This window comes from Nitrobacter sp. (assembly GCF_047149785.1).
Lineage (GTDB): Bacteria > Pseudomonadota > Alphaproteobacteria > Rhizobiales > Xanthobacteraceae > Nitrobacter.
Genome location: NZ_BAAGBE010000001.1, coordinates 458,495 through 478,349, shown reverse-complemented (window position 1 = coordinate 478,349; position 19,855 = coordinate 458,495). Strand labels below are relative to the sequence as shown.

General features: G+C 61.7%; 17 protein-coding genes, 1 tRNA gene and 1 pseudogene. 8 read left to right on the top strand and 11 right to left on the bottom strand.

The features are described from left to right. Nucleotides 1-16 precede the first annotated feature (16 nt). The 3 genes and pseudogenes from ACMDCM_RS02160 to ACMDCM_RS02150 all read left to right on the top strand — a co-directional run. Nucleotides 17-217, top strand: a complete 201-nt coding sequence (locus tag ACMDCM_RS02160) for a hypothetical protein (RefSeq protein WP_412772031.1) — start codon at nt 17-19, stop codon at nt 215-217. Between the two features lie 198 nt (nt 218-415). Beyond that, nucleotides 416-604, top strand: coding sequence for a hypothetical protein (locus ACMDCM_RS02155; protein ID WP_412772030.1), 189 nt, complete (start codon nt 416-418; stop codon nt 602-604). A gap of 79 nt (nt 605-683) precedes the next feature. Continuing rightward, nucleotides 684-785, top strand: a pseudogene (locus ACMDCM_RS02150) (hypothetical protein); the annotation flags it as partial. Nucleotides 786-1,078: 293 nt separating this feature from the next. Here ACMDCM_RS02150 and ACMDCM_RS02145 read toward each other — a convergent pair. Beyond that, complete coding sequence (locus ACMDCM_RS02145; RefSeq protein WP_412772029.1) at nt 1,079-1,267, bottom strand: hypothetical protein; 189 nt, start codon at nt 1,265-1,267, stop codon at nt 1,079-1,081. 693 nt (nt 1,268-1,960) lie between these two features. Here ACMDCM_RS02145 and ACMDCM_RS02140 point away from each other — a divergent pair. Continuing rightward, nucleotides 1,961-3,220: a tyrosine-type recombinase/integrase gene (locus ACMDCM_RS02140; RefSeq protein WP_412772028.1), complete on the top strand. Its 1,260-nt coding sequence runs from the start codon at nt 1,961-1,963 to the stop codon at nt 3,218-3,220. Nucleotides 3,221-3,240: 20 nt separating this feature from the next. Here the strand turns inward: ACMDCM_RS02140 and ACMDCM_RS02135 are convergent. Together ACMDCM_RS02135 and ACMDCM_RS02130 are read right to left on the bottom strand one after the other, a co-directional pair. Continuing rightward, nucleotides 3,241-3,316: transfer RNA gene (locus ACMDCM_RS02135), tRNA-Ile, on the bottom strand. Nucleotides 3,317-3,477: 161 nt separating this feature from the next. Further along, complete coding sequence (locus tag ACMDCM_RS02130) at nt 3,478-5,550, bottom strand: TonB-dependent receptor plug domain-containing protein (RefSeq protein WP_412772027.1); 2,073 nt, start codon at nt 5,548-5,550, stop codon at nt 3,478-3,480. A 441-nt stretch (nt 5,551-5,991) separates the two neighbouring features. On the opposite strand from ACMDCM_RS02130, the gene flhA reads away from it, so the two are divergent. Further along, the gene (gene flhA / locus ACMDCM_RS02125) at nt 5,992-8,226 is read left to right on the top strand and encodes a flagellar biosynthesis protein FlhA (RefSeq protein ID WP_412772026.1); all 2,235 of its coding nucleotides are present in this window, start codon (nt 5,992-5,994) and stop codon (nt 8,224-8,226) included. Nucleotides 8,227-8,549: 323 nt separating this feature from the next. Then, a complete protein-coding gene (locus ACMDCM_RS02120; protein ID WP_412772025.1) occupies nt 8,550-8,750 on the top strand; it encodes a hypothetical protein in 201 nt (66 codons plus the stop codon). A 301-nt stretch (nt 8,751-9,051) separates the two neighbouring features. On the opposite strand, the gene fliJ is transcribed toward ACMDCM_RS02120, so the two are convergent. Together fliJ and fliI are read right to left on the bottom strand one after the other, a co-directional pair. Then, nucleotides 9,052-9,474: a flagellar export protein FliJ gene (gene fliJ / locus ACMDCM_RS02115; protein ID WP_412772024.1), complete on the bottom strand. Its 423-nt coding sequence runs from the start codon at nt 9,472-9,474 to the stop codon at nt 9,052-9,054. Nucleotides 9,475-9,579: 105 nt separating this feature from the next. Continuing rightward, nucleotides 9,580-10,905, bottom strand: coding sequence for a flagellar protein export ATPase FliI (gene fliI, locus ACMDCM_RS02110; protein ID WP_412772023.1), 1,326 nt, complete (start codon nt 10,903-10,905; stop codon nt 9,580-9,582). 369 nt (nt 10,906-11,274) lie between these two features. Between fliI and ctrA the strand changes: the two genes are divergently transcribed. Further along, a complete protein-coding gene (gene ctrA, locus ACMDCM_RS02105) occupies nt 11,275-11,976 on the top strand; it encodes a response regulator transcription factor CtrA (protein WP_412772022.1) in 702 nt (233 codons plus the stop codon). A gap of 210 nt (nt 11,977-12,186) precedes the next feature. Here the strand turns inward: ctrA and ACMDCM_RS02100 are convergent, their stop codons facing one another. From ACMDCM_RS02100 to chpT, 6 genes are all read right to left on the bottom strand, one after another. After that, a complete protein-coding gene (locus ACMDCM_RS02100; protein WP_412772021.1) occupies nt 12,187-13,053 on the bottom strand; it encodes a CheR family methyltransferase in 867 nt (288 codons plus the stop codon). Next, nucleotides 13,050-14,207, bottom strand: a complete 1,158-nt coding sequence (locus ACMDCM_RS02095) for a protein-glutamate methylesterase/protein-glutamine glutaminase (protein WP_412772020.1) — start codon at nt 14,205-14,207, stop codon at nt 13,050-13,052. Before ACMDCM_RS02095 ends, ACMDCM_RS02100 begins: the two co-directional genes overlap by 4 nt. Before the next feature lie 73 nt (nt 14,208-14,280). Continuing rightward, nucleotides 14,281-14,646 carry a response regulator gene (locus tag ACMDCM_RS02090; RefSeq protein WP_412772019.1) on the bottom strand — a complete coding sequence of 122 codons (366 nt, stop codon included), beginning with the start codon at nt 14,644-14,646 and terminating at the stop codon, nt 14,281-14,283. Nucleotides 14,647-14,714: 68 nt separating this feature from the next. After that, entirely contained in the window at nt 14,715-15,185 is a 471-nt protein-coding gene (locus ACMDCM_RS02085) for a chemotaxis protein CheW (RefSeq protein ID WP_412772018.1), read from the bottom strand. A gap of 11 nt (nt 15,186-15,196) precedes the next feature. Continuing rightward, nucleotides 15,197-17,905: a hybrid sensor histidine kinase/response regulator gene (locus ACMDCM_RS02080; RefSeq protein WP_412772017.1), complete on the bottom strand. Its 2,709-nt coding sequence runs from the start codon at nt 17,903-17,905 to the stop codon at nt 15,197-15,199. A 314-nt stretch (nt 17,906-18,219) separates the two neighbouring features. Continuing rightward, complete coding sequence (gene chpT, locus ACMDCM_RS02075; RefSeq protein ID WP_412772016.1) at nt 18,220-18,867, bottom strand: histidine phosphotransferase ChpT; 648 nt, start codon at nt 18,865-18,867, stop codon at nt 18,220-18,222. A 168-nt stretch (nt 18,868-19,035) separates the two neighbouring features. Between chpT and ACMDCM_RS02070 the strand changes: the two genes are divergently transcribed. Then, nucleotides 19,036-19,848, top strand: a complete 813-nt coding sequence (locus ACMDCM_RS02070; RefSeq protein ID WP_412772015.1) for a 3'(2'),5'-bisphosphate nucleotidase CysQ family protein — start codon at nt 19,036-19,038, stop codon at nt 19,846-19,848. Nucleotides 19,849-19,855 lie beyond the last annotated feature (7 nt).

Here is a 19,855-nt window from a genome sequence, read left to right as displayed (position 1 = left end):
GGAAAGGAACAGCGTCATGAGTCAGCGTATCCGCGCCGAGCACGACAAGACCTTCCAAGAGCGCCTCAGCGAAGAGGTCAGACGCCTTGAGCGGGAGGCCGCGACAACTCCTTCCGACGCGTACCGGGACCTCCTTTTGCGCAGAGTCAGCCAGCTTGAGGCGGCTTCGCGCCTGGAGAAATGGCTCTCATCCCCCGGATTGCGGCCGCCGACATGATCGGCAGACCCCAAGCCCCGATCCTGCTGCACGCGATCGATGCGCTTCGGCGCGCACGCAAGCTCCCCGTCAGTGCGGCGAGGAATGACCTCCGCCAACTAGCCAGAGGTTTGCGAAACCTCTACCGGACGGGCGCGTACGCCCATCTCCAAAGCTTCGAGAGCCCCGCTCCGGGCTCCGAGAGCATGCGGTGATCCGATGGACGGCGCGGACAATCCCAAATGGATGTCCGACCAGAACATCGGACGCTACCGAGCAATAGCAGACGAATGCCATGCGCACGCCGAGCACGCCAGATATGTGCTCGACAAGGAAGCATGGCTAAAGCTCGCCGCCGATTGGAACGTGCTCGCTGAGGATGCCGCCCGAAGGCGTCGCAATGGATAAGCGCGGCCATGCACGCTTGGGAGTACGTGCATGGGCACCAACCCGAGAGCAAATCGAGTGACGCACCTATGAGCTATGGCAGCAAGCTGGCTTTCCAAAAGGCAGGGATAAGGAGTTTGAGCATCGGGCCGAGCAAGAACTGCGCAATCAAGAATGCTCGATTGGAATGGATAGACGATAGACCCCGAGATAAGTGATTCATTTTCGCGGTCATTTCGGGGTCTCCAAGCCCGGCGATGATGGCCACTCGGTCGTGAGAGAGGCGATCTCCGCCCGCCGCGCTCTGCGGACTAGCCGATCGCGTCCAACGCCTGGCTGGGTCCCCATTGCCTCTTTACGCAGGCGCTGCGCGTCTTCGTTCAGGCGTCGATAAAGCGTTCTGGGGTTCTGTGGAAAGCGATGTCGTGTCCGCATGGAGCGGCTCCTCTGTTAACCGAAGGCTGGAGCGCAACACTCTTTGTCACGTGAATGCCCCTACCCGACCATCTCGTCGGCATTGACCTCCCAGTTACCACGAATACCGACGGCGGCATTGAAGCCAGAAGCTGGGACCTGACTGGCCAGGTGCTTGCGAACCTGTCGGGGCTCGGCATCGAACACCTGATCGCCATCGGCGGCGGCGACACGCTCAGTTATGCGGCCAGGCTCGGCGGTGCCGGTCAACCCTGCATACGCCGATGCAGCATCAAAAAAGCAAGCGCAGCCCGCGCTGCACCAACTGTGAGTGCAGATGGAAATCGCAAATAGCGACGATAACCTTTCGGGAACTTCCGCAGACTAAATCGCAGACTAATTGGATTTTCTAATCTGCGGCGCGCTCGCGATGATCTGAAAAATGGTGTTTTATCAGTGATATAGGTGGCGCGCCCGAAGAGATTCGAACTCCTGACCCCCAGATTCGTAGTCTGAAGGGCTAAGCGAAACACGGCCCGATGGTGCCCCTATGATCAGTTGAAACGATCTTCGCTTGCGCAAGTATTTTTTCGACGACGCTCTCTGCTCTCATCCAACCTTTACGAAGAACATCGCGCGACAACGCTCGCGCACGACAACGCGCGCCGAAGCAAAAGGCGTTCACGTTTATTTTCGAGTCTATGTTTGTCACACTATCAAGAGGAGAATTTAGCCACTCATTTCCGACTCCGTTCAGGTTCGTGCGATGGCAAATCAAAAAATTCGACAAGTTACGCACGATACTCCGTTAAGACTTGCAGATGCGATTAACATCGCGTTCCCTCATGGCGGGATGACGGTGTCTGGACTTCGCCGCGAACGCGACCGCAAGCGGCTCATCGTCGAAAGAATTGCCGGCAAGGAATTTACAACGCTGGCGCACATTGAACGGATGCGAGAGCTATGCCGCGTCGAAGCAAAGGTGCCCGGCTCGAACTCAGAGCAGCGCGACGAGACCGATCGGGAAACATTACACATCAAGCAACCTGGCGTATCCGCGACAACGGACGGGATATCGGCACGGGCTGCGCTGCAAATGAAGTTGCGGCCGCGGAAAAGAAACTGAAGGAGTATATTGTCTCGAAATATGAGCCGAAACGTAAGGCACAGGACATCGAGACGATTCCAATTGGCGACGTATTGTCGATCTATCTCGACGTGCAACTGGACGTTCTGCGAGACCGCTTCAAGGCTACCGAAGAAGCCGAAGACAGCATCCCAGCCATTCGTAAATTCAAGAAACGGATCGGTCGCCTGAATGATTGGTGGGGCGCCAAGATGCTTGCAGAGGTGGACGGAGAGCAATGCCGACGCTACGCGAAACAACGCGGAAGAAAGGGTGGCGCTCGGCGCGATCTGGAAGATCTGAGATCGGCCATCAATTATCATGCTAATGAGGGGTATCATCGCGGCATCGTCAAAGTGACGCTGCCTTCCAGGGGCGAACCTCGCGACAAATGGCTGACACGGTCCGATGCTGCGAAGTTGATTTGGATCTGCTGGCGCTATCGCGAAATCCAGACCGTTCATCGTGGCGAGCGGAAAGGACAAAAGGTTGCCACGGATAAGCGGCCGCTCCGTCATCTCGCGCGTTTCATCTTGATAGGTGTCTATACCGGTACGCGCGCCAGTGCGATTGCCGCGGCTTCGCCGATACCGTCTATAGGCCGTTCCTATGTCGATCTCGAGCGGGGCATCTACTATCGACTGAAGCAAGGAGATGCGCGGACCAACAAGCGACAGCCGCCTGTTCCCCTTCCGCGGCGGTTGCTGGCGCATCTTCGCCGTTGGCACAGGACCGCACCTACAGCAGATCATTTCGTTACATACAACGGTCAAGCCATCGCATCGGTGAAAACGGCATTCAAGAATGCTGTTCAGCTTGCCGATCTGGGGCGAGGAATCTCGCCGCACACGCTTCGACACACCGCGGCGACCTGGCTGATGCAGCGCGGTGCCGATCCATGGCAAGCCGCAGGCTATCTGGGCATGTCGCTCGACGTGCTGCTCAACACCTATGGTCATCACCACCCTCATTATCTGTCCGACGCGGTGGAGAAGATCGCAAAACACGAAACGAAGATCGAACGAAAGCCAACCGAAAACGGAATCGTTTCTGGGGCGATAACTGGGGCGGTAAGCACACGCGGCGCCCAGCGGTAGTGGCAACTATCTGATTTTGCTGGTGGGCCCGGCAGGACTCGAACCTGCAACCAGACCGTTATGAGCGGCCGGCTCTAACCATTGAGCTACAGGCCCGGGCCGGAGATTGCACATGCAACCGCCCTCGGCGCTGGCATCCCTTACAGGGTCAGGCGCCGCACGGCAATCGGCACTCGGGGATTTTTGACGAAGTACAACCGGTGCGGAGATGCGCGCCGGATCGAGCGGCGCGCATCTCCTCCTCCGCGACTACCGCACTAGAAGGTGGCTCGGGCTTTTACGTAGAACGTGCGGCCCGGCTGCGGCAGTCCCCAGGCCAGTTCGTAGTTCTGGTCGAGCAGGTTCTTGACGCCGCCCGCCAGCTCGACATTTTCCATCAGCATATAGCTGACATTGACGTTGGCGAGCGTATAGGCCCCGGTGCGGATATAGGGATCGGGGAAGGCGGCCAGGATGGGTGCGTTCGCTGCCTGGGTGCCGACGACGACGTCGCTCCAGCGGTCGCTGGCGATCTCCAGGCTCGGCGTGATCGTCAACCGATCGAGCGGACGCCAACTGGCATAGAGAAACGCCTTATGGGTCGGCACCCCACTCGGCTGGAACCCCGGAACGGATACGTCACTGACGATTCGCTGGATGAAAGTGTAGTTGCCGCCAAGCGCAAGCTGCGGCGAGATTTGCGCCTCAAGCGACATCTCGAAACCGTAGAAATGGCCTTGATTGATGTTCTGCGTCTGCGACTGCGTCGGGCTGACACGGACTGCCTGAATCAGGTCGCGCACGTCGCTATAAAAGACCGCCGCTGAGCCGCGCAGGTCGGGGGCGACGCGACCCTTCCAGCCCAGTTCGTAGTTGGTGGCGCGCTCGGGGCCAAGGTTGGGATTCGGGATCGCGGTGCCGAAGCGCTGGCTGTAAAGCTCGAAGATCGTCGGAAAGCGCGTGCGGTCCGATACGCTGAAATGAAGCTGTGCGGTCTCACTGTAGCGCCAGATCGCCGCCGTCTGCCAGTTGAAGGCATCGGATCCACCCTTGGGGTATTCGTAGATGAATCTGCCGCCACTATTATACTCCTCGGCCTTGTCGATCCAGTATTTGTCGTAGCTGATGCCACCCACCAGATCGAAGTTCGGCCTGACGTGGAAAGTGTCTTCCATCGCAACCGACCATGTCGTCTGTGCCTGATTCTGCTTCGGCTCGGTGGAATGGAAGACAGGGTTGGTCGGGCGGTTGTCGTTCCACTCGGTGTGAAAATCCTCACGGTAGTGGAACGCCGCCTTCAGCGTGTTCATCGGGATCAGATCGGTGCCGGCCTCGACCGAGCCGCCGCGCGCGTTGTCGTCGTAATAGCTGTCGAAGCGGCCGTTATTCGATTGCGTCGTATAGCTGATGTCGTCGTAGGCCGAGAGCAGATTGTAGAATGTGTTGTAGTAAAGCTTGGTCTTGACGTAGGAGGCGTCGCCGAGCTGGGTGTTCGACATGAATGCGAGGTTCTGCACGTCCCAGGCCGGCCAGCGCCAGTAGCTGTTCTGGCTCGACGGCGGGTTGTTGTAGACGTTGAGCGGGGCGCCCTTTTCACCGGACTGCTTGATGAAGTTGATGCTGTATTCGTCGCCGTCCGGCGTGAAGCCGGCCTTGAGGTTGACGCGCCAGTCGCGGGTATCGGAACCGTTGCGCCGGCCGCCGTCCTCAAGCGATCCGGCATAGGGTCCTTGCGCCGGATACGGCGAGTAGTCCCGCGACAGCGACCAGAAATCCTGGTTGAGATAGTTGGCGCTGCCCTGAACGTAGAATTTCTCCTGGCGCGAGCCCAGCATCGCATAGCTGTTCCAGCCCTGGAACGAACCGCGATTATCGAACGAGGCGCCGCTGCTGAATTCGCCCTCGAACGGCTTCACCGGCTTGCGCGACACCAGATTGATGGCGCCTCCCATGCCTCCCGGACCGTCGAGCACCGAGGCGTAGCCCTTCTGGATCTGGATTTCGGCGACATCGCCGGTGAGGAAGCGGCTGAAATCCAGCCGGTTGTCGGCGGGCAGATAGACACGCACGCCGTCGATCATCAGCGGAACCTGCCAACGTCCGAAGCCGCGCACGAAAATGTCGGTCTCGTTGCGCTGCCCGGCGGTCGACTGTGTGCTGACGACTCCAGGTACGAGGTTCACAGCCTGGTCGAGCGTTTGCTTCTCGAATGTCCACGTCTCGTCGCGCGTTATGGTCGAACCGCCGACGCCGCCTCCCTGGTCCTGCCGCGCGCCGGAAACATAAATCTCGCCGAGCTGATAAACCCCGCCGCGCTCTTGCAGATCTTGCGCCTCCGCGCCCACCGTCATCGCCAAAATCGCCACCGATGACAGGAATGAATTCTTGCCAATGACCGCCGTTGATCGCCCCACACCAGCCCCCTTATGAACCTGAATCGGAATTTGCCTTATGGATCGTAATATTTGTTAGAATATCTCGGTGCTGACGCCGAGCGGAAGTCCGGGATCGCGGCATATTGACGCAAATATAACGATGGCGCGCTCGAAAGCCCGGGAGTGTGGCGGCGGGGCCACCCGCGACGGCGAGGTCAGTCGTTCGGCCCGTGATGTCAGAACGGCGGGTTGCCGCCTCCTCAGCCAGCCCGGCTTTTGCTGGCGGCCGAAATTGGCCGGAAATCAGCCGCCTACAGGGCTCCGTTAACTCTTTGCTAACCATACACCGGGCAATTTTTGCCGAGCAGAATCCGGGTGAAGTCAGTGTCGTCAGCCGCGTAAAACGGGGAGGATCCCGTGGACGCCAGTGCGGTGCCTCACTTTCGGAACGGCGGCCCTTCGGCCGCCGCGCAAGCGCTTGGCGCGCGCGACCGGCATTCGCGGGGGGAAACGGCGACGATGACGGGCATCACGGCGGGTCAGGGCGCGGGCGCGTCGGTCTCGGGTTTTCCGAGCTTCAGCGAGATCGGAACCATGCTGCGACGCGGCGATCTCGCGCTCGCCTTCGGCATTCTGACTATTCTTGTCGTCCTGATCCTGCCGCTGCCGTCGGTGGTCCTCGACCTCTTTCTGGCGATCTCGATCACGCTGTCGATTCTGATCCTGATGACCGCTTTGTTCATCCAGACGCCGCTGGAATTCTCCGCCTTCCCGACCATTCTGCTGATTGCGACGATGCTGCGGCTGTCGCTCAACCTGGCCTCGACCCGGCTGATCCTGTCACACGGGCATGAAGGCTCGTCCGCCGCCGGCCACGTCATCGAGGCCTTCGGCAACTTCGTCATGGGCGGCAACTTCGTGATCGGCATCATCGTGTTCGCGATCCTGGTGATCGTGAACTTCGTGGTCATCACCAAGGGCTCGGGTCGCATCGCCGAGGTCGCGGCGCGCTTCCAGCTCGACTCCATGCCCGGCAAGCAGATGGCGATCGACGCCGACCTGTCCGCCGGCCTGATCGATGAAAAGACCGCCAAGGAACGCCGCAAGGCGCTGGAAGACGAAAGCGGCTTCTTCGGCGCCATGGACGGCGCCTCGAAGTTCGTGCGCGGAGATGCGGTCGCCGGCCTGCTCGTCGTGTTCATCAACATCATCGGCGGCATGATCATCGGCATCGCGCAGCAGGGCCTGAGCTTTGCCGACGCGGCGCACAGCTACACCCTGCTCACCGTCGGCGACGGTCTCGTCACGCAAATCCCGGCGCTGATCGTCTCGACCGCCGCGGGCCTTCTGGTGTCGAAGGCCGCGGTCAGCGGCGCCGCCGACAAGGCGCTGATGAAACAATTGTCCACCTATCCGCAGGCGCTCGGCATGTCGGCCGGCGTGATGCTGGTGCTGGGACTGCTGCCGGGCATTCCGATGCTGCCGTTCCTCGCGCTCGGCGGCGGCGCCGCAGCGCTGGCCTGGACCTCACGAAAGCATCAGCTTGCCGCGGCTGTCGAAGCCAAGACGGCGGCATCGTCCGAAGCCAATGCCGCAGCGGCTCAGGCGGCGGCCGAGGAGCCGATCTCGGCGGCGCTGAAGATCGACGATCTGAAGATCGAACTGGGTTATGCGCTGTTGCCGCTGGTCAACGGCCCCGGCGGCCAGGATCGCCTCACCGAACAGATCAAGGCGCTGAGACGCTCGCTCGCGATCGAGATGGGGTTCGTGATGCCGGCGGTGCGGATTCTCGACAACGTGCAACTCGAGGCCAACACGTACATCATTAAAATCAAGGAGGTCGACGCCGGGTCGGGCCGGATCTGGCCGAACCAGTACATGGTGATGGATCCCGCGGGCGACCGGGTGGATATCCCCGGCATCCACACCACCGAACCGACCTTCGGTCTGCCGGCGACGTGGGTCGATGCTTCGCTGAAGGAAGAGGCTTCGCTGAAAGGATACACAGTCGTCGATTCCGCGACCGTGGTTTCGACCCACCTCACCGAACTTCTCAAGACCAACATGTCGGACCTGCTGTCCTATGGCGAGGTGCAGAAACTTTTGAAGGATCTGCCAAAGGAACAGGGCGAACTGGTCAAGGACATCGTGCCGAGCCAGATCACGATCTCCGGCATCCAGCGCGTGCTGCAGCTCCTGCTCGCCGAACGCATCTCGGTCCGCGATCTCTCCACCATTCTCGAAGGCATCGCCGAGGCGCTGGCCTTCTCGCGCAATCCGGCGACGCTGGTCGAACATGTGCGCGCGCGTCTTGCGCGCCAGATCTGCGCCCAGAACACTTCGGCCAACGGTTACCTGCCGCTGGTCGCACTGTCGGCGAAATGGGAACAGGCCTTTGCCGAGTCCATCATCGGCCAAGGCGAGGAACGCAGCCTGGCGATGCAGCCTTCGAAGCTGTCCGAATTCATGGCCGCGGTGCGCGACCGTTTCGAACAGGCCGCGCGCGAGGGCGAAGCGCCGGTGCTGGTGACGTCAGCCGCGATTCGGCCGTTCGTCCGCTCGCTGGTCGAGCGGTTCCGCGCCCAGACCTCGGTGCTGTCTCAGGCCGAAATCCATCCCCGCGCCCGGCTCAAGACGGTCGGCAGCATCTGATCTTCCACCGAATCACGCCGCCGCGGCTGCGGCATTTTGGCATCAGACAAGTGGTTTAAGTCTGAACACGTAAATCCAGCGCCGGCGACGCCGGCCGAACGGACGTTTAACGTTAAAACACTGACAGAATTGTAAAACTCTGGATTTTTCAGCATGCTTCGGCGCAGGCTTGATCGCACCGGTTCACACTATTTCACGGCTTTGTGATGCGGCCTACGGAACGGCAAGGGCGCTTCCTACGTTTTCAGGACGCGAAACCATGAACCTGGGGACGGCCGACCGAGACAAATCTCCAAAGGGAGTTAACGGCAGGAGAGCTTCCAATGAACCACTCGATTTACAGCGCGGATCGGATGACCCACCTGAAGATCGTGGTTGTCGCTCTGGTCGCAGGGATCGCGGTTGCCGGCTTCGCCATTTCTGCGCGCGTGAATGCCGACGATGGCTATACGCAAACTGCTCGCGTCATCAAGGCCGGCAAGCCGATGGCGCTCACCAGCTCCGACGCTATGGTGGTTCGCTGATGAATTTAAGGAATCACGAGGCTTCTTTACATTTGCCCCCCGAAGTCGCCGCGTGAGTCGTAGAGGACCCCACTAACCCCAAGTGGACTACGATGGAAAACGCCCGCCCCCCACGGGCGTTTTCTTTTGCGCCAATGAATCGCATCGCACCGCCGTCTTCGGTCCAATTCCAGACCAAGCGGCATGTATGGTCCGCCTTCATTGGCCCCGAGCGCATGACGGCCTGCGCCTGATGTTGCCCGAAAACAAAACCCGGGCGACGCGGCCCGGGTTCGATGAATACGAGTTGTCGACGCATGGTTCAGGCGATGATGGCACTCACGCGCGCCCGCATCAGGCCGATGCTGTCGAGGTCGGCCTGCTCGCGCGCATTTTCTTCAGCGCGCTCGCGCGCCTGGTCGCGCTCGTCCAGCAATTCGACCTTCTTCAGTTCTTCGAAGGCTTCCGCAAGATTGATCTTGGCGTCTTCGAGCTGGACGCGCAGTTCGTCCGCCGATCGGGTCAGATTTTCGCGGCGCTGGATCGCCGCCTTGGCATAGGTCGGATAGGCGAAATGCGCCGGATCGTTGATCCCGGCCCGCTCCTGCTCGATTTCGATTTCACGCTCCAGATCGACGGTCATGCGCTGGAAATCAGCGATCATGCTCTCGATCTGAGCCACTCTTCGTCGCTTCTCCTCGACCTGAAACTTTTTCAGGCGGATCAGCGTATCACGCGACTTCATCGACTCGTACTCCCGGAAGCCCCAATCTGATCAGGACACCACTGGCACCTGCTGCGCACGACGCCCGCACTCCCCTAATGAGGCTCCAATGATGGCCCGACAAAGTTAGCTTTCCGTTTCCAAGGTCTTAAGGATTTGCTGCAACCGCCGATAGCCGTCGTCGATGCTGGTCACCTCGTCCTTGGCCTGGCGCAGGAAGTCTTCCAGGGCAGGATTGAGACGAATAGCCTCGTCGACCTCGGCGTTGGAACCGGGCCGATAAGCCCCGAGGCGGATCAGTTCCTCCATGTCGGAATAGGTGGCCATCACCTGCCGCCCGCGGGTGATGACCGGCAGGAAGGCCGGATCGGCGGATTTCGGCATGGTGCGCGACACCGACTTGAGAACATTGATCGCGGGATAGCGGCCGCGCTCGGCGATTGAGCGCTCCATCACGATGTGACCGTCGAGAATGCCGCGCACCGCGTCGGCTACTGGCTCGTTGTGATCGTCACCGTCCACCAGCACCGTGAAAATCCCGGTGATGGTCCCCTTGTCGGAGCCGGGACCGGCGCGCTCCAGAAGCTTCGGCAGTTCCGTGAACACCGTCGGCGTGTAGCCCTTCGTTGTCGGCGGCTCGCCGGTGGACAATCCGATTTCGCGCTGCGCCATCGCAAACCGCGTCACCGAATCCATCATGCACATGACGTCCTTGCCCTGGTCGCGGAAATACTCCGCCACCGCCAAGGTCAAATAGGCGGCCTGCCGCCGCATCAAGGCTGGCTCGTCGGAGGTCGCGACCACGACGACCGATCGCGCGAGCCCCTCTTCGCCGAGGTCGTCCTGAAGAAATTCCTGCACCTCGCGGCCACGTTCGCCCACCAGTCCGATCACCGAAATGTCGGCGTCGGCGTTGCGCGCCAGCATCGACAGCAGCACCGATTTGCCGACGCCGGAACCGGCGAAGATGCCGAGCCGCTGGCCGCGGCAGCAGGTCAGAAACGTATTGAGTGCGCGAACGCCGAGATCGAGCGGCTTGCCGACCCGCTTGCGCGAATGCGCCGCAGGCGGCGAGTTACGAAACGGCACCGGCACCGGTCCCTGTGGCAACGCCCCCTTGCCATCGATCGGTTCGCCCATGGCATTGAGAACGCGGCCGAGCCAGGAGGCGGCGGGGCGCACCTGGCTGGAGGCATTGGCGATCACGGCGCGGCAGCCGCGACGCACCCCGTCAAGGCCGGCGAACGGCATGACCACGGCGTTGTCGCCGTCGAAGCCGACCACCTCCGCCGGGATGACACGGCCGCCACCGGCCTCGATCACGATGCGGGCTCCGACCGACATCGCATGAATGGGGCCGGCGATCTCGACCATGAGGCCACGCACGCCCACGACACGGCCATAAATATTGACGCGTTCGAGATCGCCGACCTGCTCGGCCAGGCCCTTCATCGCGAAAACCTTAAGTTTCCGCGCATTAGCGAACCCCCTTTAACTTCGTGTTTACCCGCATCGTTAATCATTGCGTCACTTGTCTTTGGTGACTGAGCGCGCCTGTCTTCAGGACGAAGGCGAGTCGCGGGAGTCGGTTAGGTCTGACTTTTAATGTGGAACCTGAGCGCAAACGGATAGGAAAAGCTGCTTCTGTGCAACATCTTAGGTCGATTCGATAAAAATTGCACCGTTTGATCTTGCGCAACAGAATCAGTTTTTGTTAACCATGGGCCGTCAGGATCCGAATCAGTTGCTTAAAGGCGTTTCCAGTGCCGCAAGTATTGCGGCCGGCCTGACGCCCGGCGCGGCGACGATTAGGGGACTGGCATGCGCGTTTTGCTGATTGAGGATGACAGCGCCGTCGCGCAGTCGATCGAGCTGATGCTCAAATCCGAGAGTTTCAACGTCTATACGACGGATCTCGGCGAAGAAGGCGTCGATCTCGGCAAACTATACGACTACGACATTATCCTTCTCGACCTGAACCTGCCCGACATGTCCGGTTATGACGTGCTCAAGCAGCTTCGCGTCTCCAAGATCAAAACACCCATTCTGATCCTCTCCGGCCTCGCCGGCATCGAGGACAAGGTCAAGGGTCTCGGCGTCGGCGCCGACGACTACATGACGAAGCCCTTCCACAAGGATGAACTGGTCGCCCGCATTCATGCGATCGTGCGCCGCTCCAAGGGACATGCCCAGTCGGTGATCCAGACCGGCGATCTCGTGGTCAATCTCGACACCAAGACGGTGGAAGTCGGCGGCCAGCGCGTCCACCTCACGGGCAAGGAATACCAGATGCTGGAGCTGCTCAGCTTGCGCAAGGGCACCACGCTGACCAAGGAAATGTTCCTCAACCACCTCTACGGCGGCATGGACGAGCCGGAGCTGAAGATCATCGACGTCTTCATCTGCAAGCTGCGCAAGAAGCTCGCCAACGCCTCCGAGGGCCGCAACTTCATCGAGACGGTGTGGGGCCGCGGCTACGTGCTGCGCGAACCGCACGAGGACGACGTCCGCATCCCGGCCTGACACCGGAATTTACCGTTCCTCCCGGACTGGCCCCGCCGCAAACGGCGGGGTTTTTGTATGTGAGGGCGTGCGCCCTGCCGACCTTCCGCGGTCAGGATTTGGTTGCGTTCGCGCCGGAAGCGCCGATCGGGAATCCGGCGCGACAAAGACGGAGGAAGCTGGTTCCGGGTTCGCGCCAACCAGCGCGCCCCGGAATGACATTGAAGCGGATCAGGCTCTCACGGCGGACTTGGCCGCCGGCATGCCCGGAACCAGCGGCGGCGAGCTGAGGTGATTGGGCCGATAGAGACCGCGCTTGTCCGGATGGGGCTTGAACGCGTCGGTCAGCCCGACCACGGTCTCCGCGGCGCCGAGCGCCAGGAAGCCATCGGCTTCCATCCGTTTCGCAAGCCGCATGAAGATGCCGACCTTGGTCTCCTGATCGAAATAGATCAGCACGTTGCGGCAGAAGATCACATCGAAGGTGCCGAGGTGTGAAAAATCCTGCAGCAGATTGAGCTGGCGATGCTGAACCATCGCGCGAATGTCCGCGTTGATCTGCCAGAGTTCGCCGGCCTGTTTGAAATACTTGATCAGCAACTGGATGGGCAGCCCGCGCTGCACCTCGAACTGACTGTAGAGACCGGCTCGCGACTTTTCCAGCACCTCGTTCGACAGATCGGTGGCGACGATCTCGGTGCGCCAGCCCGTCAGCGCCGCACCGTATTCCTTGAGACACATCGCGATCGAATAGGGCTCCTGTCCGGTCGAGCCGGCGGCGCACCAGATCCGCAGGCTGCGGCGAGCCGCGCGAGCCTGCACCAGCGCCGGGATCACGGTGTCCCGCAGATGGTCGAACGGCGTCTTGTCGCGAAAGAAGAAGGTTTCGTTGGTGGTCATCGCCTCGACGACGTCGATCGTCAACGCCTCGGCACCGTTCTTCACTCTCTGCACGAGGTCGCTGATGCCCGAAAGACCGGCCTTGCGCGCAAGCGGAAGCAGACGACTCTCGACCAGATATTGCTTGTCGGGGGCGAGATCGAGCCCGGATCGATCCTTTAGAAACTTGCGCAGATACTCGAAATCAAGCGGCGTCACGAATGGCCTCCCGCAAACAGCCGAACGAGCTTCGGTGCAATTTGTTGAAGCGGCAAAACGGCCGCGCAAATCCCGGCCTGGGCGGCCGCGCCTGGCATTCCCCACACGACGCTGCTCGCTTCGTCCTGCGCGATGACGCTTCCGCCCGCCGCAACGATCTGCTTGCCGCCGCGCATTCCGTCCGACCCCATCCCCGTCAGGATGACGGCGAGGACTCCTCCCTGCCAAACGTCGATCGCCGACGTGAACAGCGGATCGACAGCCGGCTTGCAAAAATTCACCGGCTGGCCGTCGTCGAGCGCGATGACGGCACCCGCGCCCTTTCTGGCGACCCGCATATGGCGACCGCCGGGCGCGAGATAGACATGGCCGGGCTTCACGGTCTCCTCATCCACGCCTTCGCGCGCCGGGCGTCCGGCGGCCCGCGCCAGATGCTCCGCGAGAATGGTCGTGAACGTCGGCGGCATGTGTTGCGTGATCAGAACCGGAACAGTGTCGATTACGGGACCTATCCCGGCAACAAGCGTTATCAGAGCCTGCGGCCCGCCGGTGGACGAGCCGATCAGCAGCACGCGCGGGGGCTGCGAGCTGAAGGAACGCAGCGCAGGCGCGGGATGCACGGACGCAGCAGCGGCCTGGGTAAGGCGCGGTTCCTGTTCTCGCGGCGCCAGCGGCGGCGAGGCAGCCACCGCCGGACGACGGCGTTTTGCGGCAAGGAGCCGGATTTTCTGGATAAGGTCGTGCTTGAAGATATCGGCCGCCGCGATCTCGCGCGTGCTCTCCGGCTTCGGGATGTAATCGGCGGCGCCGAGTGACAGCGCCTTGAAACTGATCTCAGCGTTGCGGCGGGTCAACGTGGAGGCCATGATGACGATGAGATTGGGTTTCCTGGCCAGCAGTTGCGGCAGCGCGGAGATGCCGTCGAGATCAGGCATCTCGATATCGAGGATGACGACGTCGGGATTGGTGCGCTCGACCTGGCTGACCGCATCGAGCCCGGTGCGCAGCGAGGCCGCGACCATCATGTCGGGCTCCGCCTCGATCCACCGGGAGATCAGGCCGCGAATGACGACTGAATCATCCACCACCATGACACGCAGCGGTTCCTGCCCTCCCGAATCCGCGGCCGCCGGACTTGCCAAAGCAGTACTCATTAACTCACCAGACGCGACTAACAACAAAAGAAATATTTGCGCAGCCCGGGATCTGCTCCCGGCGCGGCAAACTTCATATCAGACCGATTTCTTGAAACTTCGCCGTCACGATATCCTTGTCGAACGGTTTCATGATGTATTCGTTGGCGCCGGCATGAAGCGCGCGGGCGATATGCGCGACATCGTTCTCCGTGGTGCAGAACACCACCTTCGGCTGATCGCCGCCCGGCATCCGGCGCAGGTTGCGAAGGAATTCATAACCGTCCATGACCGGCATGTTCCAGTCCAGCAGCACGGCGTCCGGCAGTTCGCGCTTGCAGGCGTCGAGCGCCTTCTCGCCGTCTTCCGCCTCGACGATATGGAAATTGAAGCTTTCCAGGATACGCCGCGCGACCTTACGGATAACGCTTGAATCGTCCACGACCAGACACGTTTTCATTTCGGACTCCGTCTCTTTTCAACCTTCACGACGGGACGCTTCCCGACGACCGGTACCTGCCGCCGGTCTCAGGCCGCAAGCTTGTCAGGCACGATCTCCAAAACCCGATCGACATCGAGAACGACCATCAGTTGTCCATCCAGCCTGTGCACGCCCGCCGACATCTCCGCCATCCGCGCATCGAGGTTGGCCGGATTGATCTCGCAGCCTTCGTCAGGAAGCGTCATGACCTCGCCGATCGAATCGATCAAAAGCCCATAGGACTCGCCGCGCAGTTCGACGCCAACGGCCATCGGCGGACGATCGTCCTCCGCCGTCGGCAGGCCCAATCGCGCGCGCATGTCGATCGCGGTGACGATGCGGCCGCGCAGATTCAAGACGCCCGCGACATCATTCGACGCCAGCGGCACACGGGTCAACCGTTCCGGCTTGAACACGTCCTGCACCCGTGAGATCGGCAGCCCGAACAACTGCCCGCCGATCGTCGTGGTCACGTATTCGGTGAACGCGCTCTTGCCGTCTTGATTTACGGTGGTCATGTTCTGATCCTTCATGCCGCCGTCGCCCGGTTTATTTCGGCGGTTTGTTCCTTCAGCGCGGCAATCAGGCCGGGCCGGTCGAATTTGGCGACATAGTCGTGGAAACCGGCCTGACGGCCTCGCTCGATCGCGGCCGGGGAAATCATCGACGACAGCGCGATGATCGGAGTGCCGGACAGGCGACGATCCGAACGCACCGTCTCCGCGAACTCGAAGCCGTTCATATCGGGCATCTCGATATCGGTGAGAATCGCGTCGAACTCCTGGCCCGACCGCAATGCGCCGAGACCCTCCTGCGCGTTGGTCGCGAGCCGAACCTGATAGCCTGCGGCCTTGAGAACAGGCGCCAGCATGTTCCGGAAGAAGGCGCTGTCATCCACCAGCAGCACCGATCGCGTTGCGGCCGCCGAATTCATTTCCTTGCGCTTGAACCAGTCGGCGAAGGCCATCGGCAGGAAATGACCGATATCGATCACATCCGTCGCCCGGCCCTTGATGACGGCGGAACCGAGAATGCCCTGCCGGCTGCTCGCAACCTCGATGTTCAGGCGTTCCTCGACAATGTCGATGATCTCGTCGACCACCAGTCCGACAGCGCGACCGTCGTCAGCGAAGACCAGGACGGCCTGCGAGCCCTCGGTCCCGACCGAAACGCCTTCCATCTGCACCAGCGGCATGAGTTGATCGCGGTACTGCACCATGTAGCGGCCGTCGGCGACTTCGATCTTGGCGACTCCGATCTCCTCGAGCCGGGTGACGAGCGCGAGCGGCACGGCCTTGGGCTGATTCGACCCGGCTCGGAACACCAGCAGCGACGTCATCTCGTCGGTGCCGCCGGCGCTCGCCTCATTCTCGTCGGAAACCTCCTGCTGAGAAGCAACCGAGGCGCCCAGCGCGTGCGCGATGCCGTTCGGGTCGATGATCATGATCACGGCACCGTCGCCGAGAATGGTGTTGCCCGAGAACATGCCGATATGCCGCAGCATGGTCGACATCGGCTTGACCACGATTTCCTCGGTGTGAAATACGCCGTCCACAACGATGCCGAAGGTCTGGTTTCCGACCTGCGTGACCACGATGAAACCGTTCTCCGGATCGCTGGCGACGCCGTCATCGATCTTCAAAAGCTTCTTCAAATGCATCAGCGGGAGAAGCTTGTTGCGCAGCCGCAGCACCGGAGTGTCCTTGATGCGTTCGATGCGGTGATCAGAATTGGCGCGCACCCGCACGAGTTCGACCACCGAAAGCTGCGGTATCGCGAACCGATCGCCGGCGGCCTCCACGATCAGCGCCGACACGATCGCCAGCGTCAGCGGAATCTTGATGGTGAGACTCGAGCCCTCTCCGGCTACCGACTTGACGTCGATGGTGCCGCCGATCTGGTCGATGTTGGAGCGCACCACGTCCATGCCGACGCCGCGTCCGGAAACGCTGGTCACGGCTGTCGCGGTCGAGAATCCCGGCGCGAAGATGAACTTGTGGATCTGCGCCTCGGTCATCTTCTCGATTTCGGCCTCGGTGGCGAGGCCGTTCTGAATCGCCTTGGCCTTGATGCGCTCGGTGTTGAGGCCGCGACCATTGTCGGCGATGCAGATGATGATGTGACCGCCTTCGTGATAGGCCAGAAGGCGGATGGTGCCCTGCTCCGGCTTGCCCGCCTTGACCCGTTCGGCCGGCGTTTCCAGGCCGTGATCGGCGGAATTGCGCACCATGTGCGTCAGCGGATCCTTGATCAGGTCGAGAACCTGACGATCAAGCTCGGTGTCGGCGCCATGCATCTCGAGTTCGATCTGCTTGCCGAGTTCGCTCGACAGGTCGCGCACGATGCGCGGCAGCTTCTGCCAGGCGTTGCCGATCGGCTGCATGCGCGTCTTCATGACGCCTTCCTGCAATTCGGCGGTGACGTTGGACAGCCGTTGCAACGGCACCTTGAATTCGTTGTCTTCGTGCCGGCGACTGATCTCGAGCAACTGGTTGCGCGTCAACACAAGCTCGGACACCATCGTCATCAGATGCTCGAGCGTATCGACGTTGACGCGGATCGACTGGTGAGAAACCCGATCGCTTTCCGGAGTATCTTCCGCTTTCTTCGGCGCCGCCTTGACGGCAGCCTTCGGAGCGGCGGCCGGCGCGGGCGCCCCGGACGCCGGCTGCGGGGCCGGCGCGGGACGTGACGCTGGCGCGGCCGCCTCCACCTCCGTTTCCCGGAACGCGCGCTCGAGATCATCGAGCGAAACCTCGCCGGGACGGAGCTGGCGTTCGAGGACCTGATAGGTGAGCGTCCCCGCAGTCTCGGCGACGGGCGGTTCGGCGGCGGGTTCGGGAGCGGGCGCGGCGTCCGCAGCGCCGTGCTCCGCCATGTGATGCAGCAACTCGATCAGATCGGTATCCGATCCCTCCGGCTCGGTTTCGGTCGCCTCGAGCTGACCCAGGATATCCCTGATGCGGTCGATGGTGGAGAGAATGAGCGTCACGGCCTCGCCGGTCACCGGCATGCCGTCGCGGAACTTGCCCATCAGCGTTTCCGCCGCATGGGCGAGCGCCTCCAGCCTCGGAAGGCCAAGAAAGCCGCACGTGCCCTTGATGGTATGGACCAGCCGAAAGATATTATCCAATATCTTCGCGTTGTTCGGATCCTGCTCAAAACTGACGAGCTGATTGTCGACGGTATCAAGACTCTCGTTGGTCTCGGTCAGGAATTCGCGGAGGAGATCATCCATTGCCTTCTGGCCCTCGAACTGCCGGGGCGACGTCGTCGCGCCTCTTCTCGGCCGGGCCAATTTCAACCCAAAGCATTTAATATTGGTTGAGCAAACGGAAAAGAATACGCCCGACGATCGGTACGGTGGACTCGCCGCGCAACGCCGGCGAACGATCTCGCTGCATCTGTCGGGATTTTCGCCGATGCGGAGCCAGGGCGTTTGACGTTGATTTAGCAACGAAAAGGAGCGCACCTGGTAACCGGATTAAAATCTTGGCGCTGATCTCGACGAGCCTGGAAACCATTCGTTCACCTTATCAGGCGACGCCGAACTCAACGGGCGCTCACAACCACTTTCTCGCTCTCCGCGACGACCGCGACGGTGATACCGCAGGCCTCAGCAAGCAGGCGGGTGTAGTAGGGCTGAATCGCATGCGCATCGACGGTGCCGGTGGCGCCGGACGCGAGAAGATCAACGACATTCTGCGAGATGCGGGCGTTCATTCCGGCGGCGGTGATCTGAAAGCCCATCGCCTCGCCCTCGCCAAGCGGATCGGCGCTCAACACGCCCCCGCGAGGAATCATCTGCTGCGCGATCACCAACAAGTTGAGCAGCAGTTTCACCCTGTTCTTCGGCAACAGCAGGCGCGGGAGATTCCAGGCGATCGTGATCTTGCCATCCTCGAAATGGCCCTTCGCCATGGCCTGCGCATCGCCGAGATCGATCTGCGCGCCGGCCGAGCCCGCAGCGCCGAATGCGAGACGGCAGAACTGCAACCGCGCCGAGGCGGTTTTGGCGCTCTTGCGAATCAGATCGAGGGCGAATTCGCGATCGTCCGGCTTCGGATTGTCGTCCAGCACCTCAAGCCCGTTGACGATTGCGCCAACCGGACTAATGAGGTCATGACAGACGCGCGAACACAGCAGTGCCGCGAGTTCGAGCATATCGGGAACGGGACCGGGAGACGACGTGCCAGACATAATACCTGCTCCTGGGATCCGTTTCGGCAAATCCACAGCAACCGGATTCGCAGCGCGCGGACCCGGCGAATCAAATGACCTTGGTGGCTTGATACACTGCCGGAGCCTGTGCTGCCACCGCAAGGCGGTCACCGCCGCTCTGCCGTGCCGTGCAAGGACCCCTCGAACGTGCCGGTGATCGACGCTCAAACGGCTGCGGCGCTGATGAATGCCCTCACCGCACTGGTGGCGAAAGCGGGCGCTGCCGTTCTCTCGGTCAGCCGCGATCGCATGACGATCAGCGGCAAGGCTGACGGCTCTCCCGTGACCGAGGCGGACCTCGCCTCCGACCGGATCATCGCAGACGGGCTCGCGCGGCTTCGTCCCGATATTGCGCTGTTGTCGGAGGAGCGCGTGCATCTTGCCGCGCCGCCTTATGCCGGCAGCCTTTTCGTGATCGATCCGCTCGATGGCACTAAGGAATTCATCGCCGGCCGCGAGGAATTCACCGTCAATCTCGCGATCGTGACGGACGGCATGCCGCTGTTAGGCATCATCGGCGCGCCCGCGCTGGGTACGATCTGGCGAGGTCTTGTCGGCCATGGCGCGCAGCGCCTCGCGGTCGCGGCCGACGGCCGCGTCGGCGCAGCCGAGCCGATCGCAACCCGGCCATTTCCCGCTCATGGCGCATGGATCGCCGCCGTCAGCCGCTCTCACGGCGACAGCCGCTCGGACGCCTTCATCGACAGCCGGCCCGGTGCGGTACGCCGGCCGCTCGGCTCCGCCGTCAAGTTCTGCCGGATCGCGGAGGGCGAAGTCGATATCTATCCGCGTCTCGCCCCGACCTGCGAATGGGACGTCGCGGCCGGTCACGCCCTGGTCGTTGCCGCCGGCGGCAAGGTCACGGACGGGGCTGGCGTTCCCTTGCGTTTCAGCGAAGCGCGCACGGGATTTCTGGTGCCGGAGTTTATCGCCTGGGGCGACCCCACCGTCGCGCCGTAACCCGAAC

What these genes read in the sequence shown, in the direction of transcription:
- chpT (WP_412772016.1), bottom strand. Translation starts at nt 18,867, where the DNA reads ATGTCTGGCACGTCGTCTCCCGGTCCCGTTCCCGATATGCTCGAACTC.
- ACMDCM_RS02120 (WP_412772025.1), top strand. Translation starts at nt 8,550, where the DNA reads ATGAACCACTCGATTTACAGCGCGGATCGGATGACCCACCTGAAGATC.
- ctrA (WP_412772022.1), top strand. Translation starts at nt 11,275, where the DNA reads ATGCGCGTTTTGCTGATTGAGGATGACAGCGCCGTCGCGCAGTCGATC.
- fliI (WP_412772023.1), bottom strand. Translation starts at nt 10,905, where the DNA reads ATGAAGGGCCTGGCCGAGCAGGTCGGCGATCTCGAACGCGTCAATATT.
- ACMDCM_RS02140 (WP_412772028.1), top strand. Translation starts at nt 1,961, where the DNA reads ATGCCGCGTCGAAGCAAAGGTGCCCGGCTCGAACTCAGAGCAGCGCGA.
- ACMDCM_RS02130 (WP_412772027.1), bottom strand. Translation starts at nt 5,550, where the DNA reads ATGACGGTGGGCGCGGAGGCGCAAGATCTGCAAGAGCGCGGCGGGGTT.
- fliJ (WP_412772024.1), bottom strand. Translation starts at nt 9,474, where the DNA reads ATGAAGTCGCGTGATACGCTGATCCGCCTGAAAAAGTTTCAGGTCGAG.
- ACMDCM_RS02080 (WP_412772017.1), bottom strand. Translation starts at nt 17,905, where the DNA reads ATGGATGATCTCCTCCGCGAATTCCTGACCGAGACCAACGAGAGTCTT.
- ACMDCM_RS02155 (WP_412772030.1), top strand. Translation starts at nt 416, where the DNA reads ATGGACGGCGCGGACAATCCCAAATGGATGTCCGACCAGAACATCGGA.
- ACMDCM_RS02095 (WP_412772020.1), bottom strand. Translation starts at nt 14,207, where the DNA reads ATGAGTACTGCTTTGGCAAGTCCGGCGGCCGCGGATTCGGGAGGGCAG.
- ACMDCM_RS02160 (WP_412772031.1), top strand. Translation starts at nt 17, where the DNA reads ATGAGTCAGCGTATCCGCGCCGAGCACGACAAGACCTTCCAAGAGCGC.
- ACMDCM_RS02090 (WP_412772019.1), bottom strand. Translation starts at nt 14,646, where the DNA reads ATGAAAACGTGTCTGGTCGTGGACGATTCAAGCGTTATCCGTAAGGTC.
- ACMDCM_RS02085 (WP_412772018.1), bottom strand. Translation starts at nt 15,185, where the DNA reads ATGACCACCGTAAATCAAGACGGCAAGAGCGCGTTCACCGAATACGTG.